This window comes from Nonomuraea sp. NPDC051191 (assembly GCF_044455665.1).
In the GTDB taxonomy this organism is placed as follows: Bacteria; Actinomycetota; Actinomycetes; order Streptosporangiales; family Streptosporangiaceae; genus Nonomuraea.
Genome location: NZ_JBITEZ010000011.1, coordinates 94,630 through 121,436, shown reverse-complemented (window position 1 = coordinate 121,436; position 26,807 = coordinate 94,630). Strand labels below are relative to the sequence as shown.

Sequence of the window (26,807 nt, the reverse complement as noted above, 5' to 3'; positions counted from 1 at the left end):
CCTGTCGGCACTGATGCTCGCCAACATCATCGGCACCGTGCTCGCCGGGCGCGCCGCCGACCGCCGGGGCCCCTGGCGTTCGATGACCCTGGGCATGCTCGTCTTCGCAGTGGGCTGCGTGGTGGCCGGCGCCGCACCCTCCTGGCTGCTGTTCCTGGTGGGCCGCTTCGGACAGGGCCTGGGCGTAGGAGCGGTCATGTCCATGGCCTACACCATGATCGGACTCACCTACCCCGAGCGCCTGCGGGCCCGGATGTACGCCCTGCTGTCCTCGGCCTGGACGATCCCTTCCCTCGTCGGCCCCGCCGTCACAGGCATCCTGGCCGACCACCTCACGTGGCGGTCGGTGTTCCTGCTCATGCTGCCGATCGCCGGGGTGGCCGCGCTGCTCACTTTGCCCGGCCTGCGCCGCCTGCACCGCGCAGAAGCAGCCGCCACCGCCCCGGCCCCGGCCGCTCCGTGGTGGAAGCGTCCGCTGGCCGGCGCGATCCTGCTCACCGTGGGCACCGGCGTACTGCTCCAGGCACTGCTGCTGAAGAACCCCGTCCTGATGATCGTGCTGGCCGTGGCCGTGGCCGGTGTCGCCGTCGCCGTGCCCGCGCTGCGCCGGGTCACCCCGGAAGGCACCCTCAGCGCCCCGGGCCGGCCTCGGCGCGGGGGTCGTCGTCCGTGGCCTGCTGTGCGGTGTCTATTTCGGCAGCGAAGCCTTCCTGCCCCTCGGGCTGCAGCAACTGCGGGGCATGGGCGCCACACCGGCCGGTCTGGGACTGTCCGCCGGAGCCATCACGTGGGTTGTCGGCGCAGGACTGCAGGCCCAGCGGGACAACGGGAAGAACGGCACGCGCACGGCCTCCACCGTGCTTGGCTTCGCCGTCCTGCTGGCGGGCGTCGCCCTGATCGCGCTCACGATCCTGACCAGTGCACTCCCCTCCTGGATCGCCCTGGTCGGATGGGCCGTCGGCGGCCTCGGCAGGGGCATCGGCTTCAACGCCTCCACCACCGCCACACTGGAGCAGGCCCCGCCGGAGCGGCAGGGCGAGGACAGCGGCGCACTGCAGCTCGCCCAGACCCTGGCGACCGGCGTGATCGCCGGGCTCGGCGGCGCGGCCATCGCCTTCGCCCAGAACCACGGCGGCTCCACTCGCACCGCACTGCTGGGCGTCTTCGTCCTCACCGGCCTGCTCGCCGTCGCGGGCATGCTGATCGCCCGCAGGCTGCGCCCCGAGGCGGCACAGCTGGGCTGACCCCGTGGAAAGGACGTCAATTTGTACGGGTAGGGCCGATCCCGGTGAACAGGGCGTCGAGGATCCGGTCGACGTATTCATGAGTCAGCGGTTCCTGGGTGACCAGAAGCTGGAAGTACAGCGGGCCGGACAGGATCGCCATGGCCAGGTCGAGGTCGAAGGAGGGCGACAGTTGACCCTGGTCGCGGGCCGTCTTCAAACGAGCGACGGTCTTGTCCGCCTGTGGGGCGATGAAGCGCTCGTTGAGTGCGGTGGCGATCTGGGGATCGTGCTGGGCCTCGCCGATCAGGGCCTTGAACAGGGGGCCGACGGGTGGTTCGGCCAGCAGGTCAACGGCCGAGTGGATCTGGGCGCGCAAGTCGGCCACGAGGTCGCCGGTGTCGGGGTAGTCCAGGGCGGGCCCGTTCACCGACAACAGCGAGTCGAACAGCAGGGCTGCCTTGGACGGCCATCGGCGGTAGAGGGTCTGCTTGCTGGCGCCCGCCCGGATGGCGACCGCCTCCATGCTCAGTTTGGCGTAGCCGATCTCCTGGCCGAGCTCCAGCGTGGCCCGCATGATGGCCTCGGTCCGGTCGGCACCGCGACGGTGGGGCGTGTCGGTCATGCCGACACCCTATCGGTACGGAACGTTCCGTACGGGCAGAGGCGGCATGGGCGCGGACTCCAGAACGGACAAGGGGCCGATGCGAGATCTTCCCTTGGGGCCTGTGGTCGTCGCGATGCTGGACGACCGCGTGGGGGTCAAGAATCGCAGAGGCCGGCCAAGCGGCGGACATCGGCACGGATCGACCGGCGCAGCAACCGCCTCAGCACCGGCTCCAGCAGCCTCTCGGAGGTCGCGCGTGGGGTGACGCGCACGTGGAAGGTGAAGCGGCACCGGTCCTCACCGAGCGGCTCGACGAGCCTGCCGCCCTCGGCGTCGATCCCCGAAGTAGTGCGCCAGGCGAACGAGCGCCCCGGCTCCACCCGGATGACCTCGCCGCCGTTGCGGTAGGTCCGGCCCGCGAACCGCATCACCTCGGCGGTGGTCATGCCCACCCGGACGATGCCTTCGGGGTGCGGCGCCATCGTCTCGACGCCCTTGCGCCAGCGTGGGTCCTGGCCGTAGTCGGCGACGACCGCCACACGCGCGCGGCCGGGCAGGCGATCTCCCCGCCCTCCTGAAGCTCGATCATTCGGCGATGATAGGGGTTGGTCGAGATGCCGGTCGGCACGGTCGACGTTCGTGGTCACCGCACTGGCGGCCGGTCGGGCACGACTCTGCACCCGCGACGCCCCGGGTCCGAGACCGGAGAACGGGCCGTGAAGGTCATCGTGACGACGGCTGCCGAGCACGGCGTGGCGCCGCGGCCGGACGCGTTCGCCGCCGTACGCGGTGCGGATGACGGTGGCGCTGGATGACGGTGGCGCTGAAGGAGGTCGGGCATGTCTCGGGGCTGCCTGAGCTGGCCACTGCCGCCGACGCCTTATCGGTACGGAACGTTCCGTACTTGACAGCGGACGTCCGCCTTGGACATCATCCTATCCGTACGGAACGTTCCGTACCGATAGGAAGGGTTGGGTCGTCTGGCCCGATGTCCTCACTGTCGACACCTCATGAGAAGACGATCGCGTGACGCCTGTCCCCCTGACTCGACCGTGCTGCGTCCCATGCGCACTCCCTCACCGAGGGCATTCATCATGAACGGCGCCGGCCTGCCCGGCGTCCGCATCGGCCACGGAGCGATCGTCGCCTCCGGCGCCATGGTCGTGGGCGACGTTCCCGACTACGGCATCGTCGGCGGCAACCCAGCCAGGCTCATCCGCCGTCGCGGCGGCGACGCCTACGGCGTCACGCACCTCCGTCCGTCGTTCCTTCACCTTTCCACGATCAGAATCGAGCTGTCCTCGTGCCCGCTTCGTCCCGCCGTGCCCCGTTCGCCGACTGGCTGCGCGGCCACGCCGTCCCGCTCACCCACCTCGACCCCGAGGCGCCGCTCGACGACCTGGAGCCGCTGCGCGACCTCGTCGGCGACGCGCGCGTCGTCGCGGTCGGTGAGAATTCCCACTTCATCACCGAGTTCTCGCTCATGCGCCGGCGCATCCTGCGATTCCTGGCCGAACGCTGCGGCTTCACCGTCCTGGCCTTCGAGTACGGCTTCAGCGAGGGCGTCACCCTGGACGCCTGGGCCCAGGGCGAAGGCACGGACGACGAGCTGGCGACCCAGCTCGCCACGGCGATCCCCGTGGGGGTCGACGAGCCGCTGCGCTGGATGCGCCGGCACAACGCCTCAGCCGCCGAGCCGGTGCGCTTCGCCGGGATCGACATCCCAGCGGCCGGCGGGTCCCTGCTTCCCGCCCTGGCCCCGGTCGCCGACTACCTGCACCAGGTCGATCCCGAGACCTTCCCGATGATCCAGGAGGCGCTACGGATCGCCGGGTCGTTCGCCGGCTCCTCCGCGGCCTCGGCCGCGCCGGCCTGGGCCCGCCTGGCCGCCGCCGAGCAGGACGCTCTCAGCGCGATCCTGATGCGACTGCTCATGCGCTTTCGCGCCGTGGAGTTGTTGTACCTCTCCCGTTCCGACCGGCCCAGTTACGACCTCGCCCTGCGCCGTCTGGAGGCCGCGTGCAGCGCCGACTACGGCTTCCGTGCCATGGCCGGCCTGTACGCCGGCACCGGCCTGACCGCCGACACCTCGGCCAGGGACGTCTACATGGCCGGGTCGGTCCAGTGGCACCTGGAACGCTCCGGCCCCGAGGCCCGCATCGTCCTGGCTGCCCACAACGCCCACATCCAGAAGACGCCGGTCTCCTTCAACGGCCGGCTCACCGGGCTGCCCATGGGGCAGCACCTGCACAACCGGCTGGGCGATGACTACGTCGCCCTCGCCCTGACCAGCCCCGCCGGACACACCGCCGACATGCGCCCCGACGAGAACGCGCGCTTCGGCTTCGCCATCGACAACACCGCGCTGCAGCCGCCCGAGCCGGGCAGCATCGAGGCCGCCTTCGCCGAGGCCGGGCTCGGGCTCAGCATCGTCGACCTCCGCCAGGCGCAGGCGGCGCTCGGCCCTGACCGCATCCGGATCCAGAGCGCCTACGTGCACACGCCCGTCCTGGAGGCGTTCGACGGCATCCTCAACACCCCGATCTCCACCGTCGCCGACCTCTGAGACCGACATGCGGCACATCACGCTCCCATGTGGCCAGGCCGCGCCCAATGCACCGCTCAGGCGGCGCGGGCACGACATTCGCGTATTGCGCACAACGACAGATCCCAAGGAAAGTGACTGATGAAGAACGCCGACGTGATCATTGTGGGCGCCGGACCGACCGGCCTCATGCTGGCGATCGAACTGAGCTTGGCCGGGGTGCGGCCGCTGGTGCTGGAGCGGCACCCGAACCGCCGCGACACCCCCAAGGCCGGAGGTATCGGCGGCCAGATCCTGGAGCTGCTGCGCTACCGGGGCCTGCTGGAACGCTTCCAGGCCGCCTGCCCCGGCCCTGTCCCGGCACCCCGATTCCCGTTCGGCGGGGTGCATCTGGACTTCACCCGGCTGGCGGATCCGCCGCTGCACGCGCTGCCGCTGCCGCAGCAGCACCTGGAGCGGCTGCTCGACGAACGCGCCGGCGAGCTCGGTGTGGACGTACGCCGCGGGCACGAGGTGACCGGGGTGAACCAGGACGACGCCGGGGTGAGGGTGGACGCGCGGGGCCCGGACGGACCGTACCAGGTGAGCACCCGCTACCTGGTGGGCTGCGACGGCGCGCGCAGCCGCGTCCGCGACTGGGCCGGCATCGGCTTCCCCGGCACCGTCTACCCCGAGGTCAACCGGCTGGCCCAGGTCACCCTGCCCGGCACGGTCACCGTGCTCGGCAACGGCGATCTCGACGTCCCACGCTTCGGTACGATCCGCGCCGGTTTCACCCGCACCGACCACGGCCTCTTCGGCCTCGGCTCCTCACCCGGCGCCACGAGCGTCTCCCTCTACACCATCGAGGACGAGAGCACCGAGTACGACGACGACGTCCCGATGACCTTGACCGAACTGCAGGACAGCATCCGCCGCGTGCTCGGAGCGGACCTGCCCCTGGCCGGATCGACGCGGCTGTCGCGCTTCACCTTCAAGGCCCGCCAGGCCGAGCGCTACCGGGCTGGGCGCATCCTGCTGGCGGGGGATGCGGCGCACCTGTTCCCGGCCACCGGCGTGGCGCTCAACGCGGGCATGCTGGACGCGGTCAACCTGGCCTGGAAGCTGGCCGCCGACCTGCACGGCTGGGCACCGCCCGGCCTGCTGGACACCTACCACGACGAACGCCACCACGCCGGGACCCGCACCATGCTGCACACCCGCGCCCAGGTGGCGCTGCGCCGCGGGCACGACCCGGCCGCAGAAGCACTCCGTGAGATCTTCCAGGAGCTCCTCACCGACGAGCAACCGCTGCGCCGCATGGGAGCCCTGGTCGCCGGAACCGACCTCCGCCACTCCACGCCCGGCACCGGCCACCACCCGCTGACCGGCACCTTCGCCCCCGACCTCACCCTGCACACCGACCAGGGCGTCACCTGCGTCGCCGACCTCCTGCACCCCGCCCGGCCCATCCTCCTCGACCTCGCCGACCGCTCCGATCTTCGCGAGGCCGCCCGCGCCTGGGGGCAGCGCGTCGACGTCCACACCGCCAAGACCGGCCGGCGACCGGCCGACGCCCTGCTGATCCGCCCGGACGCCCACATCGCCTGGGCCGCGCCCATCGACGAACCCGCCGAAACAGCCACGCCTGCGCTACAAGAAGCACTCTCCCACTGGTTTGGCACGCGCTGACCCCGGCCGCGACCACAGGCCCCGGGAGGGCGGCAATCGGCGTGCCGGCCATGGGAATCGAACTCCGCCGGCCCGCGTCTTGACGACACAGCCGGTGGTCCGGCCGCACCCCTGGCAGGACTCCTGGGCGGCGTCCCAGAAGAGGGTGGTGGACGGCGAGGAGAACCGCGTATCGGTCACCCAGGCGCAGTCCTTGGGGCAGGCGCCTGGACCCCGTCAGGCAGCGAGACGTCGCGCGACTGGCCGGTCTCCAGGTTGGCGAGACGGTTCTGGTCCGCGTCCGGCAGCTCGCCGGCGCGGGCCGCGGCCCACGGCCAGGCGGTCAGGTGGAGCCCGTCGGCGCCGCGCAGCCGCTCCGGGGCGCCGCCGCTCAGCGGCATGCGGTGGACGCCGCCTTCCCCACCGACCACACGACGAACCCGTCGGCGACGGCGATCCCGGCAGGTCCCCGCGCCTGGATGAACTCGTCGAACCCAAGGATCTGCGGGCACGCCCATCTGTTGCACGAGACGCGAGGTTAAGGAAGTCACCGTCCCTTCAGGACGGCTCCTAAGTGTTTCCCAAGTCTCCTGGCACATCTTGACGGCAGAACACCGGTCACGTGCCCGGCACGCGGCCGCCATTCCCCGGGGACTCGCGACGGCGAGGCCGGTCATGCCCGGCGCGCGGTGCGGGGACGACTGATCGGCCGCGAGCGGGGGCTGGCCGAAAGGACATCCTCCAGCAGGCGCAGTCGATCACCCCTGCGCCCGAGCCCGGCCCTGTGCGGCTGTCCCTCGTCCGTCCCGAGGCCGGTCCGGGGCACTCCAGTTCCCGCAGCTCAGGGCCGGGATCGAGGCCGAGCTGATCGGCGATGACCTTCCTGGCCCGGCGTAACGTGGCCAGCGCGTCGGCCTGCCGCCCGGACCGGTGGAGAGCCAGGGCGCGCAACCACCACAGCCGCTCCCGCAGCGGGTGCTCCACCGTCTCGGCCTCCAGCTCGTGGATCACCGGCTGCGGGCGGCCGACGTCCAGCAGCGCCTGGGCGCGGGACTCGATCGCGTTCATGCGCAGCTCACCCAGGCGGTTGACCTCCGCGACGGCCCACAGCTCGTCGGCGAACTCGCCGTAGGGGACGCCGCGCCACAGCCGCAACGCCTCCTCCAGCAGCGGCAGCGCCTCCGCGGGCGGACGCAGCTCGGCCTCCACGACCAGCCGGCCGAAGCGCAGCGCATCGACGTCCGTGGTGGCGAGCAGATAGCCGGGCCTGCGTGCCATCAGCAGCCGGGGCGCCGAGCGCGGCGCGCGTGACGGCTCCAGCACCCGGCGCAGGTTCGACACGTAGACGTGGACGGAGCCCACCGCGGTCGCCGGCGGCCTGCCCCGGTACAGGTCCTCGATCAGCGTGTCGGTGGAGACGACCGTCCCGGCCGCGGCCACCAGCCGGGCGAGGAGGGCACGCTGCCGCGGCCCCCCGGGAGTGACGGGACCGCGGGCGCCGAGAACCTCGAACGGACCGAGAACCCGGAACCGGACCCCCTCCGCACAGCCGCCCGTCTCACCGGTCTTCGAGCCCTCTGCGCCGTTCCCCATAGGCGGTCTCCTCGTGAAGATCGGTTCGCGACATCCGCTCCATCGTGGCCGGTGCTTCGCGCGGTCTCGTCACTCGTGAGAGTGATGAGCAATCAGCCGGAAGCGGGACGCGTCGACAGGCGAGCCCCGAGTCTCCGGGTGGTCACCGGGAGGTGTCCGTCGAGTCGCCTGCCTCGGCCCGTACCGTCGAGATCAGCCGCCGCGCGGCGAGTAGCCGGTCGACCACGCTCTCGGGCAGGGCCGTACCAGAGGCAGCTACGTGAAGGACGGCCACCGATCGGCGGCCCACTCGGTCCAGCCCGGCCAATCAGGGGGCGGGCTGCCGATCTCCTGCCCGTCGAGTTCCGCAGCGTCCGGCTCCTCGAACATCGTCCTCCAGCGCAACAGGTCTGTCTCGCTCATCAGGAAGGTCTGGTCCGGATCGGTCGACTGGCGATGAGCGATCCGAGCGCGTTGGGTCTCATGGTCGACCGGCACGTACACCAGGTCGCAGGACGCGCCGACAGACTTCGCCAACCAGCGGATGGCGGACCTCTCGTCACGAGACCAGCATCCGAAATCCAGGACCACGTTGGTTCCGAGCCTCAACGCCTCCAGCGCGAGCCAGAGCAGCCGTCCTTCCAGGACATCGCGCTTCCCGTCCGCCTCCGGCTCACCGAACAACGGAATCATCCACTCGTCAGGCGTCAACCGAAGCGCATTGCGCTCCTTGGCCAGCTGCCGAGCTCTTGTGGTCTTGCCGGCCCCTGGCAGGCCGACTGTCAGCAACAAGACGGTCACACCCGGATCGTTCATGGAAATGCACGTGCAAGACAACTGCTTTCCCTGCGAGCTGTTCAGATCTTGCTGTCGGTGAGCCTGGTCCTGAGGTATCGGTGGCGACCAGCCTGTTCAGCAATTGGCCGCATGCACGTGCCGTCAACGTCGGCCACCTATGGCGAGTTGCCCTGCAGGTCCAGGTTGAATTCGTGTCTCCTCAGCTGGTGGAGGCGCAGGGATCGCTGCGGGAGGAAGCCGAGCATGCGGATGAGTGTCGAGAGGATCACCCAGTGGACCAGTTCGATGGGCATGAGCCCGATGAAGGCCCACAGGGGTGATGTCGCGAGTAGCCATGTCGTGCACTGCCGTGCCAGGTAGCGCGAACCGAGCAGGTCGTCGCGTGCCCACCAGCGGTAGGTGTAGGGAAGGCGCTTGTGGAACAGGCGATACAGCGCCCAGTGCCCAGTGGCGGGCGTTCACGCAGGCGCAGGGCGATACCGCCACGTACGACGTCGAGCGAGTCGCCGCGGATGTGATCTACGTTGTAAAGGCGTCGAGCGGAATGGCGTCACCGGACCGCTGAGCACACCTCGTGCAGCGGGTCCAAGGATCGCGACATGACCCGCCAGTGCTGGTACCGGCGGCGTCCGAGGTCACCGCGGGCGGTCATTCGTACGGGGAGGGCCGGATGTGGCGCTTCTCGGAACCTTCGTGTCCGCCTCACGCGTTGATCAACAACACAGGAGGTGGGCGTGGACGTGATCCTCGCATGGTTGGCGGTGCTCCTCGGGGCGGTCACCGTCGGCACGGTCCTCGCCGCCGAGGTGGCGCACGTCCGCGCCCGCCTGAGGCTCGGCGGGCTGCGCGACGTCGACCTCGGCCACTACGAGCTCGCCTATCTCGCGGGCGGTCCCGTACGGGTGGCGGACACCGCGATCGGGCTGCTGGCCAGGGAAGGGGAGGTCCGCGTCTCCCGAGGCGGGAAGCTCCACCGCGTCTCCACGGCCGTGACGGCGGGATACCCCGTGGAGGAGCGGCTGGTCGCGATCCTCGCCGAGCGCAGGAGCCCGCCGGTCGTCCAGGTCAAGCGTCGTCTGGCGGAGAGTGCGGAGGTCGCCGGGATCAGGGGGCGGCTCGCCGACCTGGGCCTGCTCGTCGACTCCCGGAGCGTGCCCGGCTTCCGCGTGTGCCGTGATGTCCTGAAGCTGATCCCCACGGTCGCGGTCGTCGCCGCCGGGGCCGACGTGGTCTACATGATCGTCGCGCAGTCGCCGCCGCTGAGCGTGGCTGCCCTGTTCGGGTTCGGCGGCAGCTGGTTGGTGGCCAGGAAGATCCAGTCCCTGTACGTCAGGAATCGGCCGGTCCGGCTCGGCCGCGCGGGCCGCCACCAGTTGGAGAAGGCACGCCGGGCACACCCGTACGAGGCCGGGACCGACGCGGTGGCCGTGCCGCTCGCACTGTACGGACTGAGCCACCTCGGCGACCCGCACCTGTCAGCCGAGCTCGGCAAGCGTTCGATCCCGGACGGTCACCTCTACCCGGCCGACCACAACACCTCGACCGCCGGTTGCGGCTCCGTCGGCTGGACCCCGGACGACAGCGGAAGCGGCACCTGGGACGGAGGGGGCGGCGGCTGGGACGGCGGAGGTGGCGGCGCGGGTGACGGTGGAGGCGGCGGCGGGTCCTGAAACGGCGCACGCCGGGCCGCCGCGGCTGCCCGGGATCGTGATCGGCAAGCGAAGATGAGGCGATGGCCGGCAGGTGGCATGACGGCAGGGCTAAGGCTGCGGTGTGCGCTGCTGCGATCTCACTCGGGCGGTGAAGGCCTCGATGGCGTCGACGAGCGCCTCGAAGCGGACCGAATGGTACAGGTCGAAGGCGTGGTTGCCGCCGCGCAGCTCGGCGTAGACGACGGGGGAGGCCGACGTACGACGGAGCTGGTCGGCGAAGTGCCTGGCCTCGCCCACGGGCACCAGCGGGTCCAGATCGCCGTGGGCCACGAGGAACGGCGGTGCGTCGGCGGTGATGTGGGCCGGCGGCGAGGACTCGGGCCCCTGCCCGAAGTAGGCGCCGTACCAGCCGTTCAGATAGACGGCGCCGGTCACGGAGGTGTCGGCGTGCTCGAAGCCCGGCTGGAAGGCGGGGTCGTTGGGGGTGAGCGCGGCCAGCGCCGCCATGTGCCCGCCCGCCGAACTGCCCGCGACGAACAGCGTGGACGGGTCGGCGCCGTACTCGTGGGCGTGCTCGCGTACCCAGGCGATGATCTTCTTGAGGTCGATCAGGTGGTCCGGGTGCTGGGCCTGGGGCCGTAGCCGGTAGTTGGCGCTGACGCACACCCACCCCTGGGAGGCGAACCGGTAGAGCAACGGCAGCGACTGGCTGTTCTTGTGGCCCCCGGAGTAGCCGCCTCCGTGCAGGTGGATGAGCACGGGCGCGCCGGACGGGCGCGAGCGGTGGTGGTAGAGGTCGAGCAGGTTGCGCCGGCCCGCGTCGCCGTATGAGAGATCGGCCACCCGGCGGACGTCCGCGCGGCGCTTGTAGATGGGCAGGAGCAGGATGCGGGCCCACGGCGGACGGCGGCGCAGTCCGGCGGCGAGGTCGGCGTCGATGGCGGCGCGCCAGCCCGCGCCCAGCCCTTCCGTCATGGCGCGCTCGATCCTGGCCCGTTCCCCCAGGCCGCGGTAGGCGATGACCGTGAGCCCGATCGTGGTCACGGCGGCCAGGGCGACGACGGCCCAGCCGCCCGCCGTGTGGATGTCACCCTCGGCGAACGCCAGCGCCGTCGGGGCCAGCAGCAGCCAGAAGAAGGCCGCGAACGGCAGTTCGTTGGCGGCCAGCCCGAAGAAGTAGCTCACCCGGCCGAGCGGGCTCCACCCCGGCAGCGGCCGCAGTGCGAACAGTGTCCCGATCGCGACGAGCGCCACAGGGATCAGATATCCGACGGGCACCGAACCTCCAAAGCCGCACTTCCTTCGAACGCGCCAAGCTTTCCCCACCTGCCCGCCTCGCATCTACGACGAATCCGATAACGTCCTTTAACCCTGAAATGAAGAATGCGGAGGCCCGCCCGTGGAGATGCGAGAGATCGAGATCTTCCTGACGCTGGCCGAGGAGCTGCACTTCAGCCGTACGGCCGAGCGGCTGGGGATCAGCCCCGCCCGCGTCAGCCAATCGATCAAGAAGCAGGAGCGGCGCATCGGCGCGCCCCTGTTCGACCGCACCACCCGAGCGGTCCGCCTGTCCCCGCTCGGTGAGCAGCTGTACCAGGCGCTCAAGAGTGGCCACCGGCAGATCGTGCAAGGGATCGCGACCGCTCAGGCCACCGCCGACGGCACCGCGGGCACACTGACCCTCGGCACACTCGGCCCGCTCTCCACGCAGATCAAGAACGTTCTCGACCTGTTCCTCGACCGGCACCCGAACGCCCGGCTCCAGCACCGCGAGATCCAGCCTGCCTCCCCTCTGGACCTGCTGAAGTCGGGCGAGGTGGACGTGGCGCACGTGTGGTTGCCGATCCGCGAGCCCGATCTGACCGTCAGACCGACCTCGTACGCCTCCGAGGTGGTGTTGATGGTCTCCGCCGACCACCCCTACATGGGACGGGACTCCATCTGCCTGGAGGACCTCGGCGACTGCATCGTGGTCGAGGGCCAGTCGATCCCTTCCTGCATGGAGGAGATCTTCAACCCGTACCACACCCCTTCCGGCCGCCCCGTCCGCCGTGGACACAAGGTCACCACCTGGCAGGAGACCCTCAGCGCCGTCGCCTCGGGCCAGGCCACCGCCGGGGTCACCGCCGAGGCCGCGACCTTCTACCCCTGGCCCAGCCTCGCCTTCGTGCCGATCCGTGACGCCCCGCCGTGCCGGTGGGCCTTCGCCTGGCGTACGGCGAGCGAGACGCCACTCATCCGCGCCTTCGCCCGCGCAGCAGATGACGCCCGGCAACCGACGGAGTAGCACCCCCGGATCCGACGTTTCTGCGGGTTGTCGAGTATCCGGCATGGGCCGGTATCGCGGTTCGAGCCAGCTGTGGCCCACAGGGACCCGAGGGCCGGAGCCTGCAACGAGGTGCGGGCTCAGGACAGGGGCACCTGCAGGGCGCGCCAGGTGGCCACCTTGACGGTCAGTGCGTCAGCCTGGGCGGGCAGGGCGTACAGCGACCAGAACTCCTTCGTCTCGCCGGGCTCGAAGTTCATCGCCGACAACGCCACCCCGGAGGTGTTCGTGCACGCGCAGTACGTGCCCGGTTCCTCCCCCTTGGCCACGATCACGCGGGCCGGGCGGTACAGGCGGCGCGCGGCGGGGTCGGTCACCTGGATGTTCGTCGCCGCGTGGTACTTGAAGGCGTTCCAGTCGTCGGCCCAGTTGAGGTCGTGGTACCACGCCTTGCCGTCACCCCGGTTGGTGATCGAGTAGCGGAGCAGGCCCAGGTCTCCGGGCATCCGGCGGAAGGCCGTCACCTGCAGGTCGAACGGCACCCCCTTCGCGCGCACGGTCGCCTTCGTCCCTTCGCCCTCAGGCAGCGGGGACGTGGTGGTGCCGGCGGCCGGCGCTTCAGCCGGTGCGGGCTTGGCGAACGTGATCGTCACCCGGCGGTTGCGGCGCCGTCCCTCGTCGGAGCTGTTGCTGTACAGCGGGCGGCGGGAGCCGTATCCGTGGGCCCTGAACGTCACCTGGTCGCGCGTGATCAGCGGCATGAGGGCCTGGCGCACCGCCTCCGCGCGGCGGCGGGACAGCGGTTCGTTGATGGCGTTGGTGCCGGAGGAGTCGGCGTGGCCGTCGACCTCGATCGTCGTGTCCGCGGACGTGTCGATGAGCTTGGCCGTCTTGGCCAGCACCGTGCGGGCGCGCGGCGTGAGCGTCGCCTTGTTCAGCGCGAACAGCACGTCGGAGGAGAGGCTGACCTTGAGGTCGGCGCCGTCGTCGGTCGTCTCCTCGGTACGGTCGAGCGACTGCGACGGCGTCTCGATGAGGTGGCTGACGGTCTCGACCTGGGAGGCGTCGGCGTCGGGCAGTTGCCGGCCGGGTGGCGGCACGGGCGGGTCGTCGCTGATCGGGACGTCGACCATCGGCGGGCCGATCGGTGTGACGATCGTCGTGGTCGCGGGGTTGCCGGATGGCGCGGGCAGCACGGCGTAGACCGTCAGCGACTCGCCGGGGTCGATGATCGCTTTGAGGTCGTCGCGGTCGGTGTCGCTGCACAGGCATTCGCCGTCGGCGGGTTTGTACGGCATGAGCCATCGGTGGGCCGGGGCGTCGAGCACTGCGATGCCGGAGGGCCAGCGCCACTTGAGCGGCCGCATCGGGTCGGCGAGCGGCGCCTGCCAGTGCAGCGGCTTGTCGGTGCTGGTGGACAGGCGCAGCTGCACGACCAGGTGCTTGCCGCCGACGCGGTTGAGCCCGACGAGTTCGGCCTTGTAGTTCGACTCGACGGTGCCCTGGACGGTGGCCAGCGCGGGCCGGGTGTCCCCGTCGCCGGACGTCGCGTCCCCGCTCGCGGAGGGCGAAGGAGCGCTGGTCGAAGGCGCGGGAGGCGGCGCGGTGGTCTCGCTCACCGGGGGCGCGGGGGGTAGCTGACCACATCCGGCGGCCGTTAAGGCGACGGCGGTCAGGGCCATGATCCGGATACGCATGGCGGGCATTGTGCCATGACCGAATCAAAGGTGGTCAGTCAAGGAGATCGTGGACGGGCGGAGGACGCCGAAGGAGCCGGTGCGCACTGACGGGATTGAGCGGCGGAGCATGGGGGAAATCTCCGTCCTGCGGGCCGTCGACTGGAGTGGAGGCCCCTGCGACGTAAGCAACCGCTGGTCATGAGCAGGGGAACTTCAGGGATGGAGTTGATGCATGGTGGAACGACGCATGTCGGTTGCGACGCACTGGGGTAGTTTCATCGCGGTGGTCGACTCCGGGCGGTTGGTACGTATTGAGCCGAGGGGCGACGACCCCGTGCCGTCACCCATCGGCCCCGGAATGGTGACGGCCGCCGACGACGGCGCTCGCGTGCTGCGCCCCGCGGTGCGCAAGGGCTGGCTCGACGGCGAGCCGCGCATCCACGACGCGGCCAGAGGCACGGACGCCTTCGTGGAGGTGAGCTGGGACGACGCGATCACGCTGGTGAGCGACGAACTCCGTCGAGTGCGTTCACAACACGGGGACAGCGCGGTGTTCGGCGGGTCCTACGGCTGGGCGAGCGCGGGCGTGTTCCACAACGCGCAGAGCCAGCTCCAGCGGTTCCTGGCGCTGGGCGGGGGGTTCACCGACTCCCGCAACACCTACAGCACCGCGGCGTTGGAGGTGATCCTTCCCCATGTGATCGGCGGGCATCCGTGGAGCTACCAGTCGCGGATGCCGATGTGGGACGAGATAGCCGACAACTGTGAGCTCGTGGTGGCGTTCGGCGGGCTGGCCCTCAAGAACAGCCAGATCAACCCCGGCGGGCTGGCCAGGCACCAGACGCTGAACCTGCAGCGACGGTGCCGTGCGGCCGGGGTGCGGTTCGTGAACGTCAGCCCCATCCGCAGCGACGTCGCCGGCTTCCTCGACGCCGAGTGGCTGCCCGTCGTCCCCAACACCGACACCGCCGCGATGCTCGGCATCGCCCACACGATGCTGGTCAACGGGTGGCACGATGAGGACTTCCTGCGCCGATGCTGCGTCGGGTTCGACCGCTTCGCCTCCTACGTGGCCGGTGATCTCGATGGCGTCCCCAAGGATGCCGCCTGGGCAGCGAGGATCACGGGCATCAGTCCCGAGACGATCGTCGACCTCGCTCGCCGCCTGACCGAGCGACGTTCCCTCATCATGGTCAACTACGCGGTGCAGCGGGCGGACCACGGCGAACAGCCGATGTGGATGTCTGTCGTGCTGGCCGCCATGACCGGGTCGATGGGTCGGCCTGGCTGTGGCTGGGGAGCGGGTTACGCGACGATGGACGCGACAGGTGTCGCCAGAGGCCGCCCCTCCGTGGCGAAGTTACCTGGAGTTTCCAATCCTGTCCCGGACTTCATCCCTGTCGCGAGGATCGCCGACACGCTGCTGCATCCGGGGAGGACCATCGGCTACGACGGCCGGCGTCTCACGTTGCCGGAGCTTCGCCTGATCTACTGGTGCGGGGGGAACCCGTTCCATCACCACCAGGATCTCCATCGGCTGGCCCGGGCCTGGCAGACCCCTGACACGGTGGTGGTTCACGAAGCCTGGTGGAACACCACGGCCAAGTTCGCGGACATCGTCCTGCCTGTCGCCACCAGTTTGGAGCGCGACGACTTCGCCGCCGGATTCTCCGACCCCCACCTCGTCGCGATGCCGAAGGTCCGCGAGCCGGCGGGGGAGTCACGCACCGACCATCACATCTTCGCCGCCTTGGCCTCCCGGCTCGGATACGAGCAGGAGTTCACGCAGTCGCGCTCCGAGATCGAATGGGTCCGGCATCTGTACGAGCAGACGAGGGCCGAACTCGGCGACGATGCCGCCTTGCCGGGCTTCGACGACTTCTGGCGCAGCTCCACCGCCGAGCTGCCGGCGTTGACCGGACCGTTTCCCGGCAGCTTCGAGGCGCTCCGCGCGGATCCGCAGCGTTTCCCCCTGCCGACGCCGTCGGGCCGGATCGAGATCTTCTCCGAGGAGATCGACTCATTCGGCTACGACGACTGTGCCGGGCATCCGATGTGGTTCGAACCGGTGGAGTGGCTCGGTGCCGATCTGTCGGGCCGATTCCCGCTGCATCTGATCTCGAATCAGCCCGCCTCGCGCCTGCACAGCCAGTACGACAACGGTGGCCACAGCCTCAGTTCAAAGATCCATGGCCGTGAGCCCGTGACGATCAATCCGTCGGATGCCGCGGCGCGCGGCATCGAGACCGGCATGATCGTACGCGTCCACAACGACCGAGGTAGCTGTCTGGCGGGCGCGATACTGTCGGACGACGTCATGCCAGGCGTCGTGCAACTGTCCACCGGAGCGTGGTGGGATCCGGTGCAGCCGGGCCTGAGCGGCACATTGGACCGCCACGGCAACCCCAATGTGCTCACGGCGGATCGGCCGTGCTCAAGCCTGTCCCAAGGACCGAGCGCTCTCAGCGCGCTGGTCGACGTCGAGCTCTACGACGGCCCTCATCCCGATGTGCTCGCCTTCACCCCACCACACTTCGATGGGTAGACATCTTCCCCTTGCGTTCACGTAACCGAGGGAATACTTTGCGTAATCGTGACTGCACTTCAAAACCTCAAGTACGGCCAGTGGTTCAGGGGCGCCGACGTCGACGGCGACGGGTTCATCACCCAGCGGGACGTCCGACTGATGAGCGAGCGTTACATCGCCGCCCGCGGCGCCGCGTCGGACTCCGAGACCGCCCGCCTGCTCACCGAGAGGATGGACGGCTTCTGGGCGAACGTGATCGCTCCGATGGACCACGACGGTGACGGGAAGGTCGATCTGGGGGAGATGACCGAAGGGTTCAGCCGGGTCCTGACCGACCCCGCCCTGTACCCGGCACAGATCGAGCCGGTGACCGACTGCTTCTTCGACCTCGCCGACCTCAATGGAGACGGCAAGATCGACCAGGCGGAGTTCCAGGAGATGTTCGACTCGGTCGGCGGCGTTCCCGGTGACGACTGCGCCGCGGTCTTCGCCGCTCTGGACCAGGACGGCTCGGGTGTGCTGGACCGCGCCGAGTTCCATCAGGCGGTCACGGAGTTCTTCTACGGCGACGACCCGGACGCTCCCGCCAACCACCTGTTCGGCAGGGTCACCGGCTGACGGCCCAGGACGCGGCCCGGAACGGCAGGTGCGCGCGGAATCGTGAAGTGGGCCCGACCATGTCGGTGGGGCCTGCCAAGATCGCGACATGACGATCGATGAGCTGACGCCGTTCCGGTGGCTGCAGCCGCCGTACGGCGATGAGGGCGACCTGCTCGGCGAGATCTGCTGCGTGACCTTGCTGCGCGGGCTCGACCCGGCCGAGGTGCTACGCCGGTTCGGCGCCCGCACCAGCACGGAGATGAGCTTCGCCGAGCTGGATGACGCAGTCTCCGACTTCACGATGGTGACCGGCGGCGGCGAGGGAGGTGGTTACGTCGGAGTGGTCGCGAGCGGCGACGGGTGCGCGGTGGTGGAGCCGTACGGCTGGTCGGGCACGGACGACCGTACGCTGTCGCGGCTGTCGGCCGGCACCGAGGTGGTGTCCGTTCTGCGACACGACTACGCCTGCGACGACTTCCGCTACGCCGCTGACGGCATCGTCATCACCGCCTTCGACCCGATCACTCCCGAGCATCGCTCCGGTTCCGACCCGAACCGGCTCGCCGACCTCATGCGCGAGTTCGGCCTGCCCCTGGAAGAGTGCTCGGACGAGGAGTGGGAGCAGCGGTACGACGACCTGTCCGAACACGGCCTCGGGCGCATGTTCGCGATGGCGGCCCGTCTCACCGGTGTGACGTTCACCGCCGACCTGCTGAACGGACCGCTCCTGGTGGGCGCGATCGCCGACCTGCCGCAGGAAGACCTGGAGCGCGAGACACCCTGATACGGCATCCCCTTCGGCAGACTGGTCTCTCGCCTGTTCAACTGTCGCGAGTCGGCGTCCCGTGGGGCGTGTCGGCCCCCGATCGCGATCACTCGCGATCGGGGGCCGAGGCCCGGAATCCCTCCAGTCCGAAGGTCAGCAGCCGCTCTCCCTGGGGTGGGGAGGTCTGCTCGCCCGCCCATGCCGCCGCGTTGACCAGCGCGTACAGGTCCGGGGCGGTGACATCCGGCCGTACTTCACCGGCCGTCCGCGCCCGGGCCAGCAACGCCTCTCCGGCGGCGAGCACCGCTGTGCACGCCGCGTGCAGTTCGGAGGTTTCATCCTCGACGGCCTGCATGAGCGTGGCGCCGAGCCCTCGGTAGATCGTCGTGTGCACCATTGCCGCCCGGGCCCAGGTGGCCAGGCCGTCGAAGGGGGAGCGCGCGGTGAGCAGTTCGGCGCCGGTCGCGGCCAGGGCCTGCATCCGATCACCCATCAGCGCCTCCAGCAGGGCCCGGCGGGTGGGGAAGTGGCCGTAGAGCGTGCCGTTGGCCACCCCGGCCCGGCGCGCGATCGCCTCCAGGGAGAAGTCCGCGCCGTGCTCGGCGAACGCGGCCGCCGCCTCGGTCAGCAGCCGCTCGTAGTTGCGGTGTGCGTCGGCCCGCATGCGACGGCGGGGTGGCGGTGTGTCGGCGTTCATGAGTAACCCTCGCTTGCAAAGTTGAGACTGTCTCGATATTTTCTCGGGACAGTCTCAACTTTACCCTTTCCGGAGGTCCCTCACATGACCACACCCGTGGAGCATCCGCTCTCCACCACCGCCGCGAGCAGGGCCGGCAAGCCTGTCCTGGTCACCGGCGCCACAGGCCGACAGGGCGGAGCCACCGCCGCACGCCTGCTGGCCGACGGCTGGCCGGTCCGCGTTCTGGTCCGGGATCCCGGCGCCACGGCCGCCCGCGAACTGGCCGCAACGGGCGCCGAACTGTTGATGGGTGACCTGGACGATCCCGGCAGTCTCAAGGCGGCCATGGCCGACGCCTACGGCGTCTTCGCCGTCACCCCCGACGACCCGGACAGCGAACGCGAGATCCGGCGCGGCCGTCACCTGGCGGATAGTGCGGCTGCGGCCGGCGTCGCCCACCTGGTCTTCGCCTCCGTCGGCGGTGCCGAGCGAGGCACCGGCATCTCCTACTGGGAGAGCAAGTGGGCCATCGAGCAGCACATCGCCGCTCTCGGACTGCCGGCCACCATCCTGCGACCGGTGCGCTTCATGGAGAACCACACCATCCCCGGGCTTGCGCTGGGCGGCATCTCCGCCGACGGAGTCCTGCGCCACCTGTTCGCCCCCGATGTGCCCGTGCAACTCGTCGCCGTGAGCGACATCGGCGCCTTTGCCGCCCTCGCCTTCGCCGACCCCACTGCCTATCTCGGCCAGGCCCTGGAGCTGGCGGGCGACGAAGTGACCCCCGAGGCCACCGTGCGCCTGATCAGCCGGCATCTCGGGCGCCAGATCACCTACCAGCAGGTCGACGGCGAGGAGCTGAACCTGAGCAAGGACGCCACTCGGGCCTTTACCGCCCAACGCGGACTATGGCGCGCCGACATCCCCGCCCTACGCCACCGCCACCCGGACCTGCTGGACTTCCCGAGCTGGCTGGACCAAGGCGGCGCCGAAGCCATCGCCACACTCCTCGAAGGCTGACCCGTCCGATCCGCCAGGAACCGGTGCGGCGGCTCGCTGCGCCCGGAACTCGTGAACATCCCCCCGCACCTGAGCGGGCGGTGCGCCGTCCTGGGCGTGTTGCGTGGGGGAGGGGCCCCGGGAATATCCTGAGGCCCCTCCGGGGTCGCCGGTCAGGGGTAGATGCCCGGAGGCCAGCGGAAGATGGACGGGACGACCCATTCGGCGTACACGCCGGGGATGCCGAAGGACAGGCTGAGCTCGCCGAGGGTGTAGACGAGCACGCCGCCGTCCGTGACCATGGCGGTCTTGGGGGTGCTCTGCGCTGTCTGGGCCGCCGAGTAGACGTCCTTCTGGCCGACGTTCGCGACGCGCAGCGAGGAGGGCACGCCCGCGCCGTCGAACCACTGGAAGGCGAGCCATTTCCCGTTCGGGCTGAGGGCGAGGGAGTTGCCGGAGAGCTGCTTCGTGGAGTCGTGCGGGACCACGATGTTGGCCGTCGTGACGTGCGCGGCGGTGATCGGCACGACCGCCAGGCCCTCCTGGCCGCTGGGGATGGGCGTGTACTCCACGGCCAGGGTGCTGCCGTCGCGGGAGATGACGGGGTCGAGCACGACGCCGTCGGCGGGGAACAGCTGCGTCGGCGTTCCCCCTCCGACGGACAGCCACGAGCGGTACCAGTGCTCGGAGTCCCAGGTGTCGAAGACGACCTTGTTCCCGTCGCCCGACATGCTGCCGAAGTGGGACACGCACACCTCGGCGTCGGCGCCGGTGGTGCAGCCCGCGTCGAGTTGCACCGGCGCCGAGCCCTGGACCTGCCGCCACAGGTTGTACTCGAAGGCGTGGCCCGGGATGGACTTGTAGTACAGGACGGTCCGGCCGTCGTCGCTGACGTCCACGAGCCGCGCGCCGTCGTCAGCGGCCCAGGTGGTTCCCGCGCTGATGTTGTGCACCAGCACCTTGCCCTCGGCGTAGGCGAAGGCGATGACGTTGCCGTCGTTGCTGACGCGGTAGTTGCCGGCCCACGAGCCCGCGATCGGCGTACGACCGTCGAGGCCGCGTGAGACGACGTCGATCTGGCCGGTTCTGGTGTCCTTGCGTAAGTGGTAGAGGGAGTAGTCGGCCGGTTTGCGCACCTCGGCGGGGGCGAGGTTGCTGCGGGCCTGGGTGACGAAGAAGACGTAGCGCAGGTCGCCGGAGGCGGTGCCGCCGAGCCTGCCGGCGTCACCGGTGGTGTCGGGCAGCCCCCGGAACAGCACGCCGGGCCGGTCGGGGGAGGTGTAGCTGGCCACGGCCAGGTCGTAGCCGCCGCGCGAGGGCGGCCCGAAGACCAGGTCGACCGGCGTCACCGTCATGGGCTGGGCGAACGGGCCGATCCCGGCCGAGCTGTTGCGCGCGGCCACGGTGACGACGTACGGGGTGCCCGGGACGAGGTCCTGGATGAGCTGGTGGGTGGCGTCGCCGGGGGCGTAGACCGTCCTGGTGAACAGGGCGTTGAGGAAGGGGGTCGCCTTGTCGGTCGGGGTGGCGGTGATGACGTAGTCGGTGATCGGACTGCCGCCGGGGTTGGCGGGCGGCTGCCAGCTCACCGAGATGTCCTTGACCCCGGGGTGGGTCCAGCCGTTCAGCGTGGGGGTGCTGGGCGTGCCGTACCGGGTTCCGACGATGACGGCCGCCCTGCCCCGGCGCGGCGGGTCGGAGCCTTGGGGCGGCGCGTAGGCGTCCACGACGGCCTCGCCCTCCTGGGCGGAGACGTAGGTGCCGGAGGAGTCGACGCTGCCCGGCCCTTCGGGCACACTCCACTGCACCGTCGAGCCCGGGGCGGGGGACAGGGAGAAGGAGACGTTCTGGTTGGGGGCGGCGCGCGCCATCGACGGGTTGACGGTGAACCCCCGGAACGGCCCGCCCATCGCGATGGTCCACCAGAACAGCGGGAGGAGCGTGTCGTTGCTGTAGCGCACGAGATCCTTGTTGAGCGGCGTGACGCTGTAGGCGATGCCGAGCGCGGCTCCGCCGCGGATCTCCCAGCAGGGGTCCTGCGTCGTGTCGGCCTTGAGCTGCACGTACGGGGTGATGACCACGGCGGGCCCGGTCAGCCGGAAGAACAGGAACTGCACGTCGAAGGGGAAGGCGATGGTGGCTTCGAGGTCTTCGTAGACGCCGACGTCCTTCGCCCAGCTCAGCCCGGTGCCGGTGTTGACGGGGTCGCACGAGGCGGCCGAGCGGGAGGACTTGCAGGTGACGCCGAAGACCTTCTCGTAGTGGACGGAGTACGTGAGCCCGACCGAGATCGTGCTCTTGATCGTGATGGCGGCCTCGAAGCGCAGGCAGACGGGCACGATGACGTACCCGATCTTGATGATCTTGCAGGGGCCGTTGGCATGGCCGAGGACGAACCTCTTGTCCAGGACGTCCTTGCTGATGCCCTGCTTGACCCGCAGCTCGGAGGCGATCTTCAGGGTTTGGGTGAACTTGACGTCACCGGTGGAGCCGGACAGTTTGTAGCGCGGGTACAGCTCCACCCATCCCTCCACCTTCGAGACGTTGTGGCCGCCCGCGTCGTAGCTGAAGCCCAGCTCCAGGACCAGCCGGTCCTTGCGCCAGCCCACCGACGGGCCGCCCGCCGCCCTCGCCTTCACGCCCGCCATCGACGGGACGAAGGAGGCGCCGCCGTCGATGCCGCCCTCCATCGCGAAGTCGGCCGCGTCGTACGCCTCGGCCAGCGACGCGTCCTTCGTCATGACCACGAACAGCCCGTCGCGCCAGTACGTCCGCAGCACCCGGCCGAGCAGCCCGTTGGGCGCCGACGCCGACGGCGGCAGCGTCACCAGGGTGCCCGGCTGCAGGGCCGTGACCTGGGCGGGCGGGTTCTCGAAGGTGAGCGTGCCGTCGGCGTGCAGGCCGGTCATCGCGGCGATCGCCGCCGCCGACAACGCGACCGGCTGCGAGCGCACCGTGAGCTTCGGCGTGACCGGCTCGGTCGCCGGGCTTGCGGGCCCGGTGCCCGCCGCGCTGGTCGCCACCACGGTGAAGGTGTACGGGGTCGTCGTGGCGAGCCCGCTGATCACGGCCGTGGTGGCCGTCACCGTGGCGGTCGCGCCGCCCGGCGCGGCGGTGACCTTGTAGCCGGTGATCGCGGCGCTGCCGGGGTCGGCCGGCGCGTCCCACTCGACCGTCACCGCCCCGTCCGCCGTGACGCCCGCCCGCACGCCGGCCGGGGCCGCCGGCGGCACGGTCGCGGCGGGCGTGACCGGGTCGGCCTTGCCCGGCTCGCCCGCGCCCGCCTTGTTGCGGGCCACGACGGACACCGTGTACGCCGTGCCGTTGGTCAGGTCGCTCAGCGTGGCCGTGGTCGCGTCGGCCCCGGCCTCGACGGTCGCGCCGCCCGGATCGGCCGTCACCGTGTAGCCGGTGATCGGGGATCCGCCGTCGGGAGGCGCGGCCCAGCTCACGACGATCTGCCCGGCGCGCGGGACGGCGGTGAGGTTCGGCGGCGCGAACGGCGGCTCGGCCGGCGCGGGCGTCACCGCGGTCGAGGGCCACGACGGCCGGCCGGTGCCGGCGGCGTTCACGGCCGAGACGGTGAAGGTGTACGCCGTGCCGTTGGTGAGCCCGGTGACGATCGTCTCGTTCGCGTCGCCCGGGACTTCGGTGACGGCGCCTCCGGGTTCGGTCTTGACCAGGTATTTCGTGACGGTCTCGGCGCCGCTGTCCGGCGGCGTCCAGGTGACCAGTGCCGCGCCGTCGCGCGGCCGGGCCGCGGAGACGAACGGCCGCCCCGGTTCCTTCGGGACGTGCGGCGTCACGGGCGCCGACGAGGCCGAGTCGGGGCCCGCGCCCGCCGCGCCGGTCGCCGTGACGCGGAAGGCGTACTCGGTGTCGTTGTCCAGGCCCGTCACCGTGGCCTTGAGCTGGCCGCCCGCGACCGTCGCGGTCGCCCCGCCGGGCAGGGCGGTCACCGTGTACGACGTCACCGCCGCGCCGCCCGCCGGTTGTTTCCAGGCGACGGCGGCCGAGCCGTCACCGGGCGTGGCGGTGACCGTGACCGGCGCCTGGGGCCTGGTCAGGAAGTAGCCGAACACGTCCACCGACAGGGTGATCGCCGCCGTGCCGGTGTTCTTCACCACGAACTTGCCGTCCTGGCCGAGCCGGACGGGCACGGCGTCGGCCCACTCGTCGTTGGCCTGGAAGGCCACCGAACCGCCGCCGGGCACCGAGCTCTGACCGGAGGGGTGGATCCGCAGCAGCCCGGCCACCGTGCTTTTGGCGGTGACCTGGGCGGCGACGCCGCTCACCCCGGCGGCCGGGATGCCGGCGGCGCCGACCGGGGTCACGGTGTAGGTCGCCCCGGCGGCCACGCTGACCGAATTGGCCAGGCGCGCGGGGGTCAGCGGCAGCATCGCCGCGCCCGTGCCCGCGGCGAAGTAGCCGGTCACGTCGGCGTACACCGTGAGGGCCGCCGCGCCCTGGTTGCTGATCGTGATCTTGCCGTCCGCGCCGGGGGCGACGATGACGAGGTTGGACATGAACGCCGACGGCCGGTAGTCCATGTTCGACCCGGTCGGCGCCGTGGTGCCCGACGGGTAGACGATCGTCTTGCCGCTGCCGGTGCTCTTGATCACCAGGTTGAAGGCCACGTACGCGGCCCCGGCCGGGATCCCGCCCAGGCCCGTCACCGGGAAGGACGCGGTGGCGTTGGCCGCGACGCTCTGGTTGGCGATGACGCGGGCGGTGTCGACCGGGACGTATCCGGCTCCGGCCGTGCCCGCCTGGGCCAGGAAGTAGCCGTGCACGTCGGCGTAGACGTTGACGGCTCCCGCGCCGGTGTTCCTGAGCTTGAGCTTGCCGTCCGGGCTGGTCTTGACGATGAGGAGCTCGTCCTCCCAGACGCCCGAACGGTAGCGCGCGCCGGTGGCGTTCGGGTCGGCGGCCAGGTCGGCGGGGAAGACGTGCACCGCGCCGAGGGCCGTCGCGCCCTTGGCCGCCACGTTGAGCGCGACCGCGGACACGCCGCTCGCAGGCACGCCGCCGACCCCGGCGACCGTCACGGTGAGGGTGGCGCCGGCGGCGATGGCCACGTTGCTCGCCACGCGCACCCGCGTCCCGAAATACCTGCCCGGACCAGGCGGATCAGCCGCCGCGGCCGCTCCCGCCACTGATCCGCCGGCCGCCGCCTGGGCGGCGAGCCCCGTGAGACCCGTGAGCGGCGCGACGGTCAGGAGCACCGCCAGGACGATTCGTACCAGCCACCGGCCCATCACACGTGTCCCTCCGAGAGGCGTGAACGCGATCACCAGAGCCGGATGCTAGACGGGCGGGGGAGCCGCGGTCGTCAACCCCAGGTACGAACTGTCGTCCACTTCCCGCGGTAGCCTCCGCCGGCCCATGAACCGGCGACAGCACCCCGGAGGTTGACCCGCCCCATTAAAAATCTACATTGTAAAGGCGGTGGGCGGTTGATTTTTCACCTTCCCCCAACAACAAACGGGCTACGCCCGTACCCCTCGACAATCGGCGGTGCAAGGGGCTGCGATGTGCGCTCATTTCTGGCCGGGGCCGTTCACCACCTTGGTCTCCAAGAGGGCTGTCAGGGTGAGCGGCGTGCCGGCCTTGACCTCGTAGTTGGGGCCGTCGGTGTAGTCCGTCGTCCGGTCCTGCACGGTTACTCCGTAGGTGCCGAGAAAGCGGAAGTCGACGGGATCCAGGATGAGGTCGTAGCGGGTCCATCCGCCGGTGTAGCTGAACGCGACCCCGTGCCTGCCGTCGGCGTCGACGGCGTCCTGGTTGACGGTCACTCCGGGGATGGTGGTGAGCCCGCGGAACAGCGCCGCGCGTACTTCCGGTGGTAGTGCCTGGGTGCCCATGATCTGGTAGATGGCCTGGAAGAGCCGTTCGTCCATTGATGGTGGTGAGTCGGGTCCCGTCCATGTCATGTGCATGTCCGCTAGTTTCTGGCGGATTTTCGTGAGTAGCCCTTCGGGGGTGACTGGTTGGCGGGCCAGTTCGTCGGCGCTCAGTCCTGGGTGGTTGCCTTGTACCAGCAGCTTGCCGTTGGGGAACAGGGACGCGGTCTGCAGGCCGTCCACGCTGTTCCATTCTTCGCGTACTTCGCGTCTGGACAGGTCGACGCCGTAGCCGCCGTTCGCGGATTGCGGGGCCTGGAGTTCTTTGATGTACAGCCATTGGCCGGGGTTGGGTGTTTGTCCGCGGTCGTCGTAGGCGGCTTGAGCGGCTCGTTCGCCCAGTTCGCGTACGCTCGCCACTGGTGTCACGCGGGGGTGGTCGTTGGTCACCATCACGCCGGCGCCGATTGCGACGGCCAGTGTGCCTGCGAGGACCAGTCGTCGGCCGAGTCGTGGGGTGCGTCGGGGTTCATGGTGAGGTTCGGGTGCACGGGTCGCGGCCAGTAGGCGGGCTCGGGCGGTGCGTTCTGTCTGTGCCGTCATCGGCGGGGTGTTTCGTCGGAAGTCTTTGATCGTGCTCATTGCTGCTCCTCGTCTCCCAGTGCGGTGCGTGCCTTTTTTCTGGCTCGGTGCAGTCGTGACCGCACGGTTCCTGGTGGGATGTCGAGTGCGCGGGCCACTTCCTCGTAGGTGAGGCCCTCCCATGCCACCAGGAGCAGCACGTCGCGGTCGCCGCGTGACAGCGATGCCAGGGCTCCCGCGAGTTCGCGTTCTTTGTCCCGTGCGGCGACTCGGCGTACGACGGCGTCGGCGATGGGTTCGGGCAGGGGATCGACGCCGGTGCGTGCGAGTGCGCGCAGCATTCGCTCTTCTTGTCGCCGGTGTCTGGCGACGAGGGTGGTGGCGATGCCGTACAGCCAGGGGCGTGCCAGGGGGTGCGAGGTGTCGTACGAGTCGCGTCGCCGGAAGGCGGCCAGGAAGGTCTCGGCCACGATGTCGTCGGCGGCTTGGGTGCCGATGCGCCGTGCGGCGTACAGGTGGATCTGGCGGGCGTATCGGTCGAACAGTGTGGCGAACTGTTCGGGTTCGCCGACGGATCGTCTGATCAGTTCGGCGTCGTCGAGCTCGGCCGTCTCAATGGTCAACGGCCCTCCTTAGGGTCGGTCGGTCACCCTGCTGTCTCCCGGAGTTCGTGGCAGGGTTCTCGCCTTGGGGGGAAGAGTGATGGACATCACAGCGTCCTGGGCGGTGCGATGATGGGAAAGTTTTCTGCGGGTCGTGTTGATCTGGGGGCTGCTCGTTCGACCAGTGGGTGTGAGGGCCGAGAGGCGGTCCCGCCGG

General features: G+C 70.3%; 21 protein-coding genes and 2 pseudogenes. 11 read left to right on the top strand and 12 right to left on the bottom strand.

The genetic code is table 11. From position 1 onward, the window contains the following. Positions 1-13: 13 nt before the first annotated feature. Both ACIA8R_RS30530 and ACIA8R_RS30525 read left to right on the top strand, forming a co-directional pair. Positions 14-523 (top strand): annotated as a pseudogene (locus ACIA8R_RS30530) (MFS transporter); the annotation flags it as partial. 217 nt (positions 524-740) lie between these two features. Further along, positions 741-1,244 carry a PucC family protein gene (locus ACIA8R_RS30525; RefSeq protein WP_397041734.1) on the top strand — a complete coding sequence of 168 codons (504 nt, stop codon included), beginning with the start codon at positions 741-743 and terminating at the stop codon, positions 1,242-1,244. Positions 1,245-1,260: 16 nt separating this feature from the next. Here ACIA8R_RS30525 and ACIA8R_RS30520 read toward each other — a convergent pair whose 3' ends face one another. Both ACIA8R_RS30520 and ACIA8R_RS30515 read right to left on the bottom strand, forming a co-directional pair. Beyond that, positions 1,261-1,848 (bottom strand): TetR/AcrR family transcriptional regulator, encoded by a 588-nt coding sequence (locus tag ACIA8R_RS30520; RefSeq protein ID WP_397041558.1) that lies wholly within the window; start codon positions 1,846-1,848, stop codon positions 1,261-1,263. Positions 1,849-1,985: 137 nt separating this feature from the next. Beyond that, positions 1,986-2,369 (bottom strand): SRPBCC family protein, encoded by a 384-nt coding sequence (locus tag ACIA8R_RS30515; protein WP_397041557.1) that lies wholly within the window; start codon positions 2,367-2,369, stop codon positions 1,986-1,988. A 570-nt stretch (positions 2,370-2,939) separates the two neighbouring features. On the opposite strand from ACIA8R_RS30515, the pseudogene ACIA8R_RS30510 reads away from it, so the two are divergent. The 3 genes and pseudogenes from ACIA8R_RS30510 to ACIA8R_RS30500 form a co-directional block, all read left to right on the top strand. After that, positions 2,940-3,065 (top strand): annotated as a pseudogene (locus ACIA8R_RS30510) (antibiotic acetyltransferase); the annotation flags it as partial. Between the two features lie 68 nt (positions 3,066-3,133). Beyond that, a complete protein-coding gene (locus ACIA8R_RS30505; RefSeq protein WP_397041556.1) occupies positions 3,134-4,396 on the top strand; it encodes an erythromycin esterase family protein in 1,263 nt (420 codons plus the stop codon). Positions 4,397-4,516: 120 nt separating this feature from the next. Further along, entirely contained in the window at positions 4,517-6,046 is a 1,530-nt protein-coding gene (locus ACIA8R_RS30500; RefSeq protein WP_364093253.1) for an FAD-dependent monooxygenase, read from the top strand. 176 nt (positions 6,047-6,222) lie between these two features. Here the strand turns inward: ACIA8R_RS30500 and ACIA8R_RS30495 are convergent, their stop codons facing one another. The 4 genes from ACIA8R_RS30495 to ACIA8R_RS30480 form a co-directional block, all read right to left on the bottom strand. Then, positions 6,223-6,456: a hypothetical protein gene (locus ACIA8R_RS30495; RefSeq protein WP_397041555.1), complete on the bottom strand. Its 234-nt coding sequence runs from the start codon at positions 6,454-6,456 to the stop codon at positions 6,223-6,225. Positions 6,457-6,643: 187 nt separating this feature from the next. Continuing rightward, on the bottom strand, positions 6,644-7,618 hold the full coding sequence (locus tag ACIA8R_RS30490) for a BTAD domain-containing putative transcriptional regulator (RefSeq protein ID WP_397041554.1): 975 nt from the start codon (positions 7,616-7,618) through the stop codon (positions 6,644-6,646). A 255-nt stretch (positions 7,619-7,873) separates the two neighbouring features. Continuing rightward, entirely contained in the window at positions 7,874-8,398 is a 525-nt protein-coding gene (locus ACIA8R_RS30485) for an AAA family ATPase (RefSeq protein ID WP_397041553.1), read from the bottom strand. Between the two features lie 152 nt (positions 8,399-8,550). After that, complete coding sequence (locus ACIA8R_RS30480) at positions 8,551-8,688, bottom strand: hypothetical protein (RefSeq protein WP_364093265.1); 138 nt, start codon at positions 8,686-8,688, stop codon at positions 8,551-8,553. 441 nt (positions 8,689-9,129) lie between these two features. Here ACIA8R_RS30480 and ACIA8R_RS30475 point away from each other — a divergent pair, with 441 nt between their 5' ends. Then, entirely contained in the window at positions 9,130-10,065 is a 936-nt protein-coding gene (locus tag ACIA8R_RS30475) for a TIGR04222 domain-containing membrane protein (RefSeq protein ID WP_364093268.1), read from the top strand. 90 nt (positions 10,066-10,155) lie between these two features. On the opposite strand, the gene ACIA8R_RS30470 is transcribed toward ACIA8R_RS30475, so the two are convergent. Further along, positions 10,156-11,325 carry an alpha/beta hydrolase gene (locus tag ACIA8R_RS30470; RefSeq protein ID WP_397041552.1) on the bottom strand — a complete coding sequence of 390 codons (1,170 nt, stop codon included), beginning with the start codon at positions 11,323-11,325 and terminating at the stop codon, positions 10,156-10,158. A gap of 127 nt (positions 11,326-11,452) precedes the next feature. On the opposite strand from ACIA8R_RS30470, the gene ACIA8R_RS30465 reads away from it, so the two are divergent. Then, positions 11,453-12,334 (top strand): LysR family transcriptional regulator, encoded by an 882-nt coding sequence (locus tag ACIA8R_RS30465; RefSeq protein ID WP_397041730.1) that lies wholly within the window; start codon positions 11,453-11,455, stop codon positions 12,332-12,334. Positions 12,335-12,453: 119 nt separating this feature from the next. On the opposite strand, the gene ACIA8R_RS30460 is transcribed toward ACIA8R_RS30465, so the two are convergent. Then, the gene (locus ACIA8R_RS30460) at positions 12,454-14,010 is read right to left on the bottom strand and encodes an OmpA family protein (RefSeq protein ID WP_397041551.1); all 1,557 of its coding nucleotides are present in this window, start codon (positions 14,008-14,010) and stop codon (positions 12,454-12,456) included. 214 nt (positions 14,011-14,224) lie between these two features. Here ACIA8R_RS30460 and ACIA8R_RS30455 point away from each other — a divergent pair, with 214 nt between their 5' ends. The 3 genes from ACIA8R_RS30455 (at position 14,225) to ACIA8R_RS30445 (ending at position 17,903) form a co-directional block, all read left to right on the top strand. Beyond that, positions 14,225-16,537, top strand: a complete 2,313-nt coding sequence (locus tag ACIA8R_RS30455) for a molybdopterin-dependent oxidoreductase (RefSeq protein WP_364093277.1) — start codon at positions 14,225-14,227, stop codon at positions 16,535-16,537. 48 nt (positions 16,538-16,585) lie between these two features. After that, complete coding sequence (locus ACIA8R_RS30450) at positions 16,586-17,137, top strand: EF-hand domain-containing protein (RefSeq protein ID WP_397041550.1); 552 nt, start codon at positions 16,586-16,588, stop codon at positions 17,135-17,137. Between the two features lie 88 nt (positions 17,138-17,225). Further along, complete coding sequence (locus ACIA8R_RS30445; RefSeq protein ID WP_397041549.1) at positions 17,226-17,903, top strand: DUF6461 domain-containing protein; 678 nt, start codon at positions 17,226-17,228, stop codon at positions 17,901-17,903. An 88-nt stretch (positions 17,904-17,991) separates the two neighbouring features. Here the strand turns inward: ACIA8R_RS30445 and ACIA8R_RS30440 are convergent, their stop codons facing one another. After that, positions 17,992-18,582 (bottom strand): TetR/AcrR family transcriptional regulator, encoded by a 591-nt coding sequence (locus tag ACIA8R_RS30440; RefSeq protein WP_397041548.1) that lies wholly within the window; start codon positions 18,580-18,582, stop codon positions 17,992-17,994. Positions 18,583-18,666: 84 nt separating this feature from the next. Here ACIA8R_RS30440 and ACIA8R_RS30435 point away from each other — a divergent pair, with 84 nt between their 5' ends. Continuing rightward, positions 18,667-19,584, top strand: coding sequence for an NmrA/HSCARG family protein (locus tag ACIA8R_RS30435; protein WP_397041547.1), 918 nt, complete (start codon positions 18,667-18,669; stop codon positions 19,582-19,584). 152 nt (positions 19,585-19,736) lie between these two features. Here the strand turns inward: ACIA8R_RS30435 and ACIA8R_RS30430 are convergent, their stop codons facing one another. From ACIA8R_RS30430 to ACIA8R_RS30420, 3 genes are all read right to left on the bottom strand, one after another. After that, entirely contained in the window at positions 19,737-24,821 is a 5,085-nt protein-coding gene (locus ACIA8R_RS30430; protein ID WP_397041546.1) for a fibronectin type III domain-containing protein, read from the bottom strand. A gap of 282 nt (positions 24,822-25,103) precedes the next feature. Further along, on the bottom strand, positions 25,104-26,048 hold the full coding sequence (locus ACIA8R_RS30425) for a CU044_5270 family protein (protein WP_397041545.1): 945 nt from the start codon (positions 26,046-26,048) through the stop codon (positions 25,104-25,106). Beyond that, positions 26,045-26,611: an RNA polymerase sigma factor gene (locus tag ACIA8R_RS30420; protein ID WP_397041544.1), complete on the bottom strand. Its 567-nt coding sequence runs from the start codon at positions 26,609-26,611 to the stop codon at positions 26,045-26,047. The genes ACIA8R_RS30425 and ACIA8R_RS30420 overlap by 4 nt, the downstream gene beginning before the upstream one ends. Between the last annotated feature and the right edge of the window lie 196 nt (positions 26,612-26,807).

Bases quoted from the DNA above. Each gene is read 5' to 3' on its own strand.
- ACIA8R_RS30525 (WP_397041734.1), top strand. From the start codon at position 741: ATGGGCGCCACACCGGCCGGTCTGGGACTGTCCGCCGGAGCCATCACG.
- ACIA8R_RS30520 (WP_397041558.1), bottom strand. From the start codon at position 1,848: ATGACCGACACGCCCCACCGTCGCGGTGCCGACCGGACCGAGGCCATC.
- ACIA8R_RS30500 (WP_364093253.1), top strand. From the start codon at position 4,517: ATGAAGAACGCCGACGTGATCATTGTGGGCGCCGGACCGACCGGCCTC.
- ACIA8R_RS30490 (WP_397041554.1), bottom strand. From the start codon at position 7,618: ATGGGGAACGGCGCAGAGGGCTCGAAGACCGGTGAGACGGGCGGCTGT.
- ACIA8R_RS30480 (WP_364093265.1), bottom strand. From the start codon at position 8,688: ATGCCCATCGAACTGGTCCACTGGGTGATCCTCTCGACACTCATCCGC.
- ACIA8R_RS30465 (WP_397041730.1), top strand. From the start codon at position 11,453: ATGCGAGAGATCGAGATCTTCCTGACGCTGGCCGAGGAGCTGCACTTC.
- ACIA8R_RS30460 (WP_397041551.1), bottom strand. From the start codon at position 14,010: ATGCGTATCCGGATCATGGCCCTGACCGCCGTCGCCTTAACGGCCGCC.
- ACIA8R_RS30455 (WP_364093277.1), top strand. From the start codon at position 14,225: ATGGTGGAACGACGCATGTCGGTTGCGACGCACTGGGGTAGTTTCATC.
- ACIA8R_RS30445 (WP_397041549.1), top strand. From the start codon at position 17,226: ATGACGATCGATGAGCTGACGCCGTTCCGGTGGCTGCAGCCGCCGTAC.
- ACIA8R_RS30440 (WP_397041548.1), bottom strand. From the start codon at position 18,582: ATGAACGCCGACACACCGCCACCCCGCCGTCGCATGCGGGCCGACGCA.
- ACIA8R_RS30435 (WP_397041547.1), top strand. From the start codon at position 18,667: ATGACCACACCCGTGGAGCATCCGCTCTCCACCACCGCCGCGAGCAGG.
- ACIA8R_RS30430 (WP_397041546.1), bottom strand. From the start codon at position 24,821: ATGGGCCGGTGGCTGGTACGAATCGTCCTGGCGGTGCTCCTGACCGTC.
- ACIA8R_RS30425 (WP_397041545.1), bottom strand. From the start codon at position 26,048: ATGAGCACGATCAAAGACTTCCGACGAAACACCCCGCCGATGACGGCA.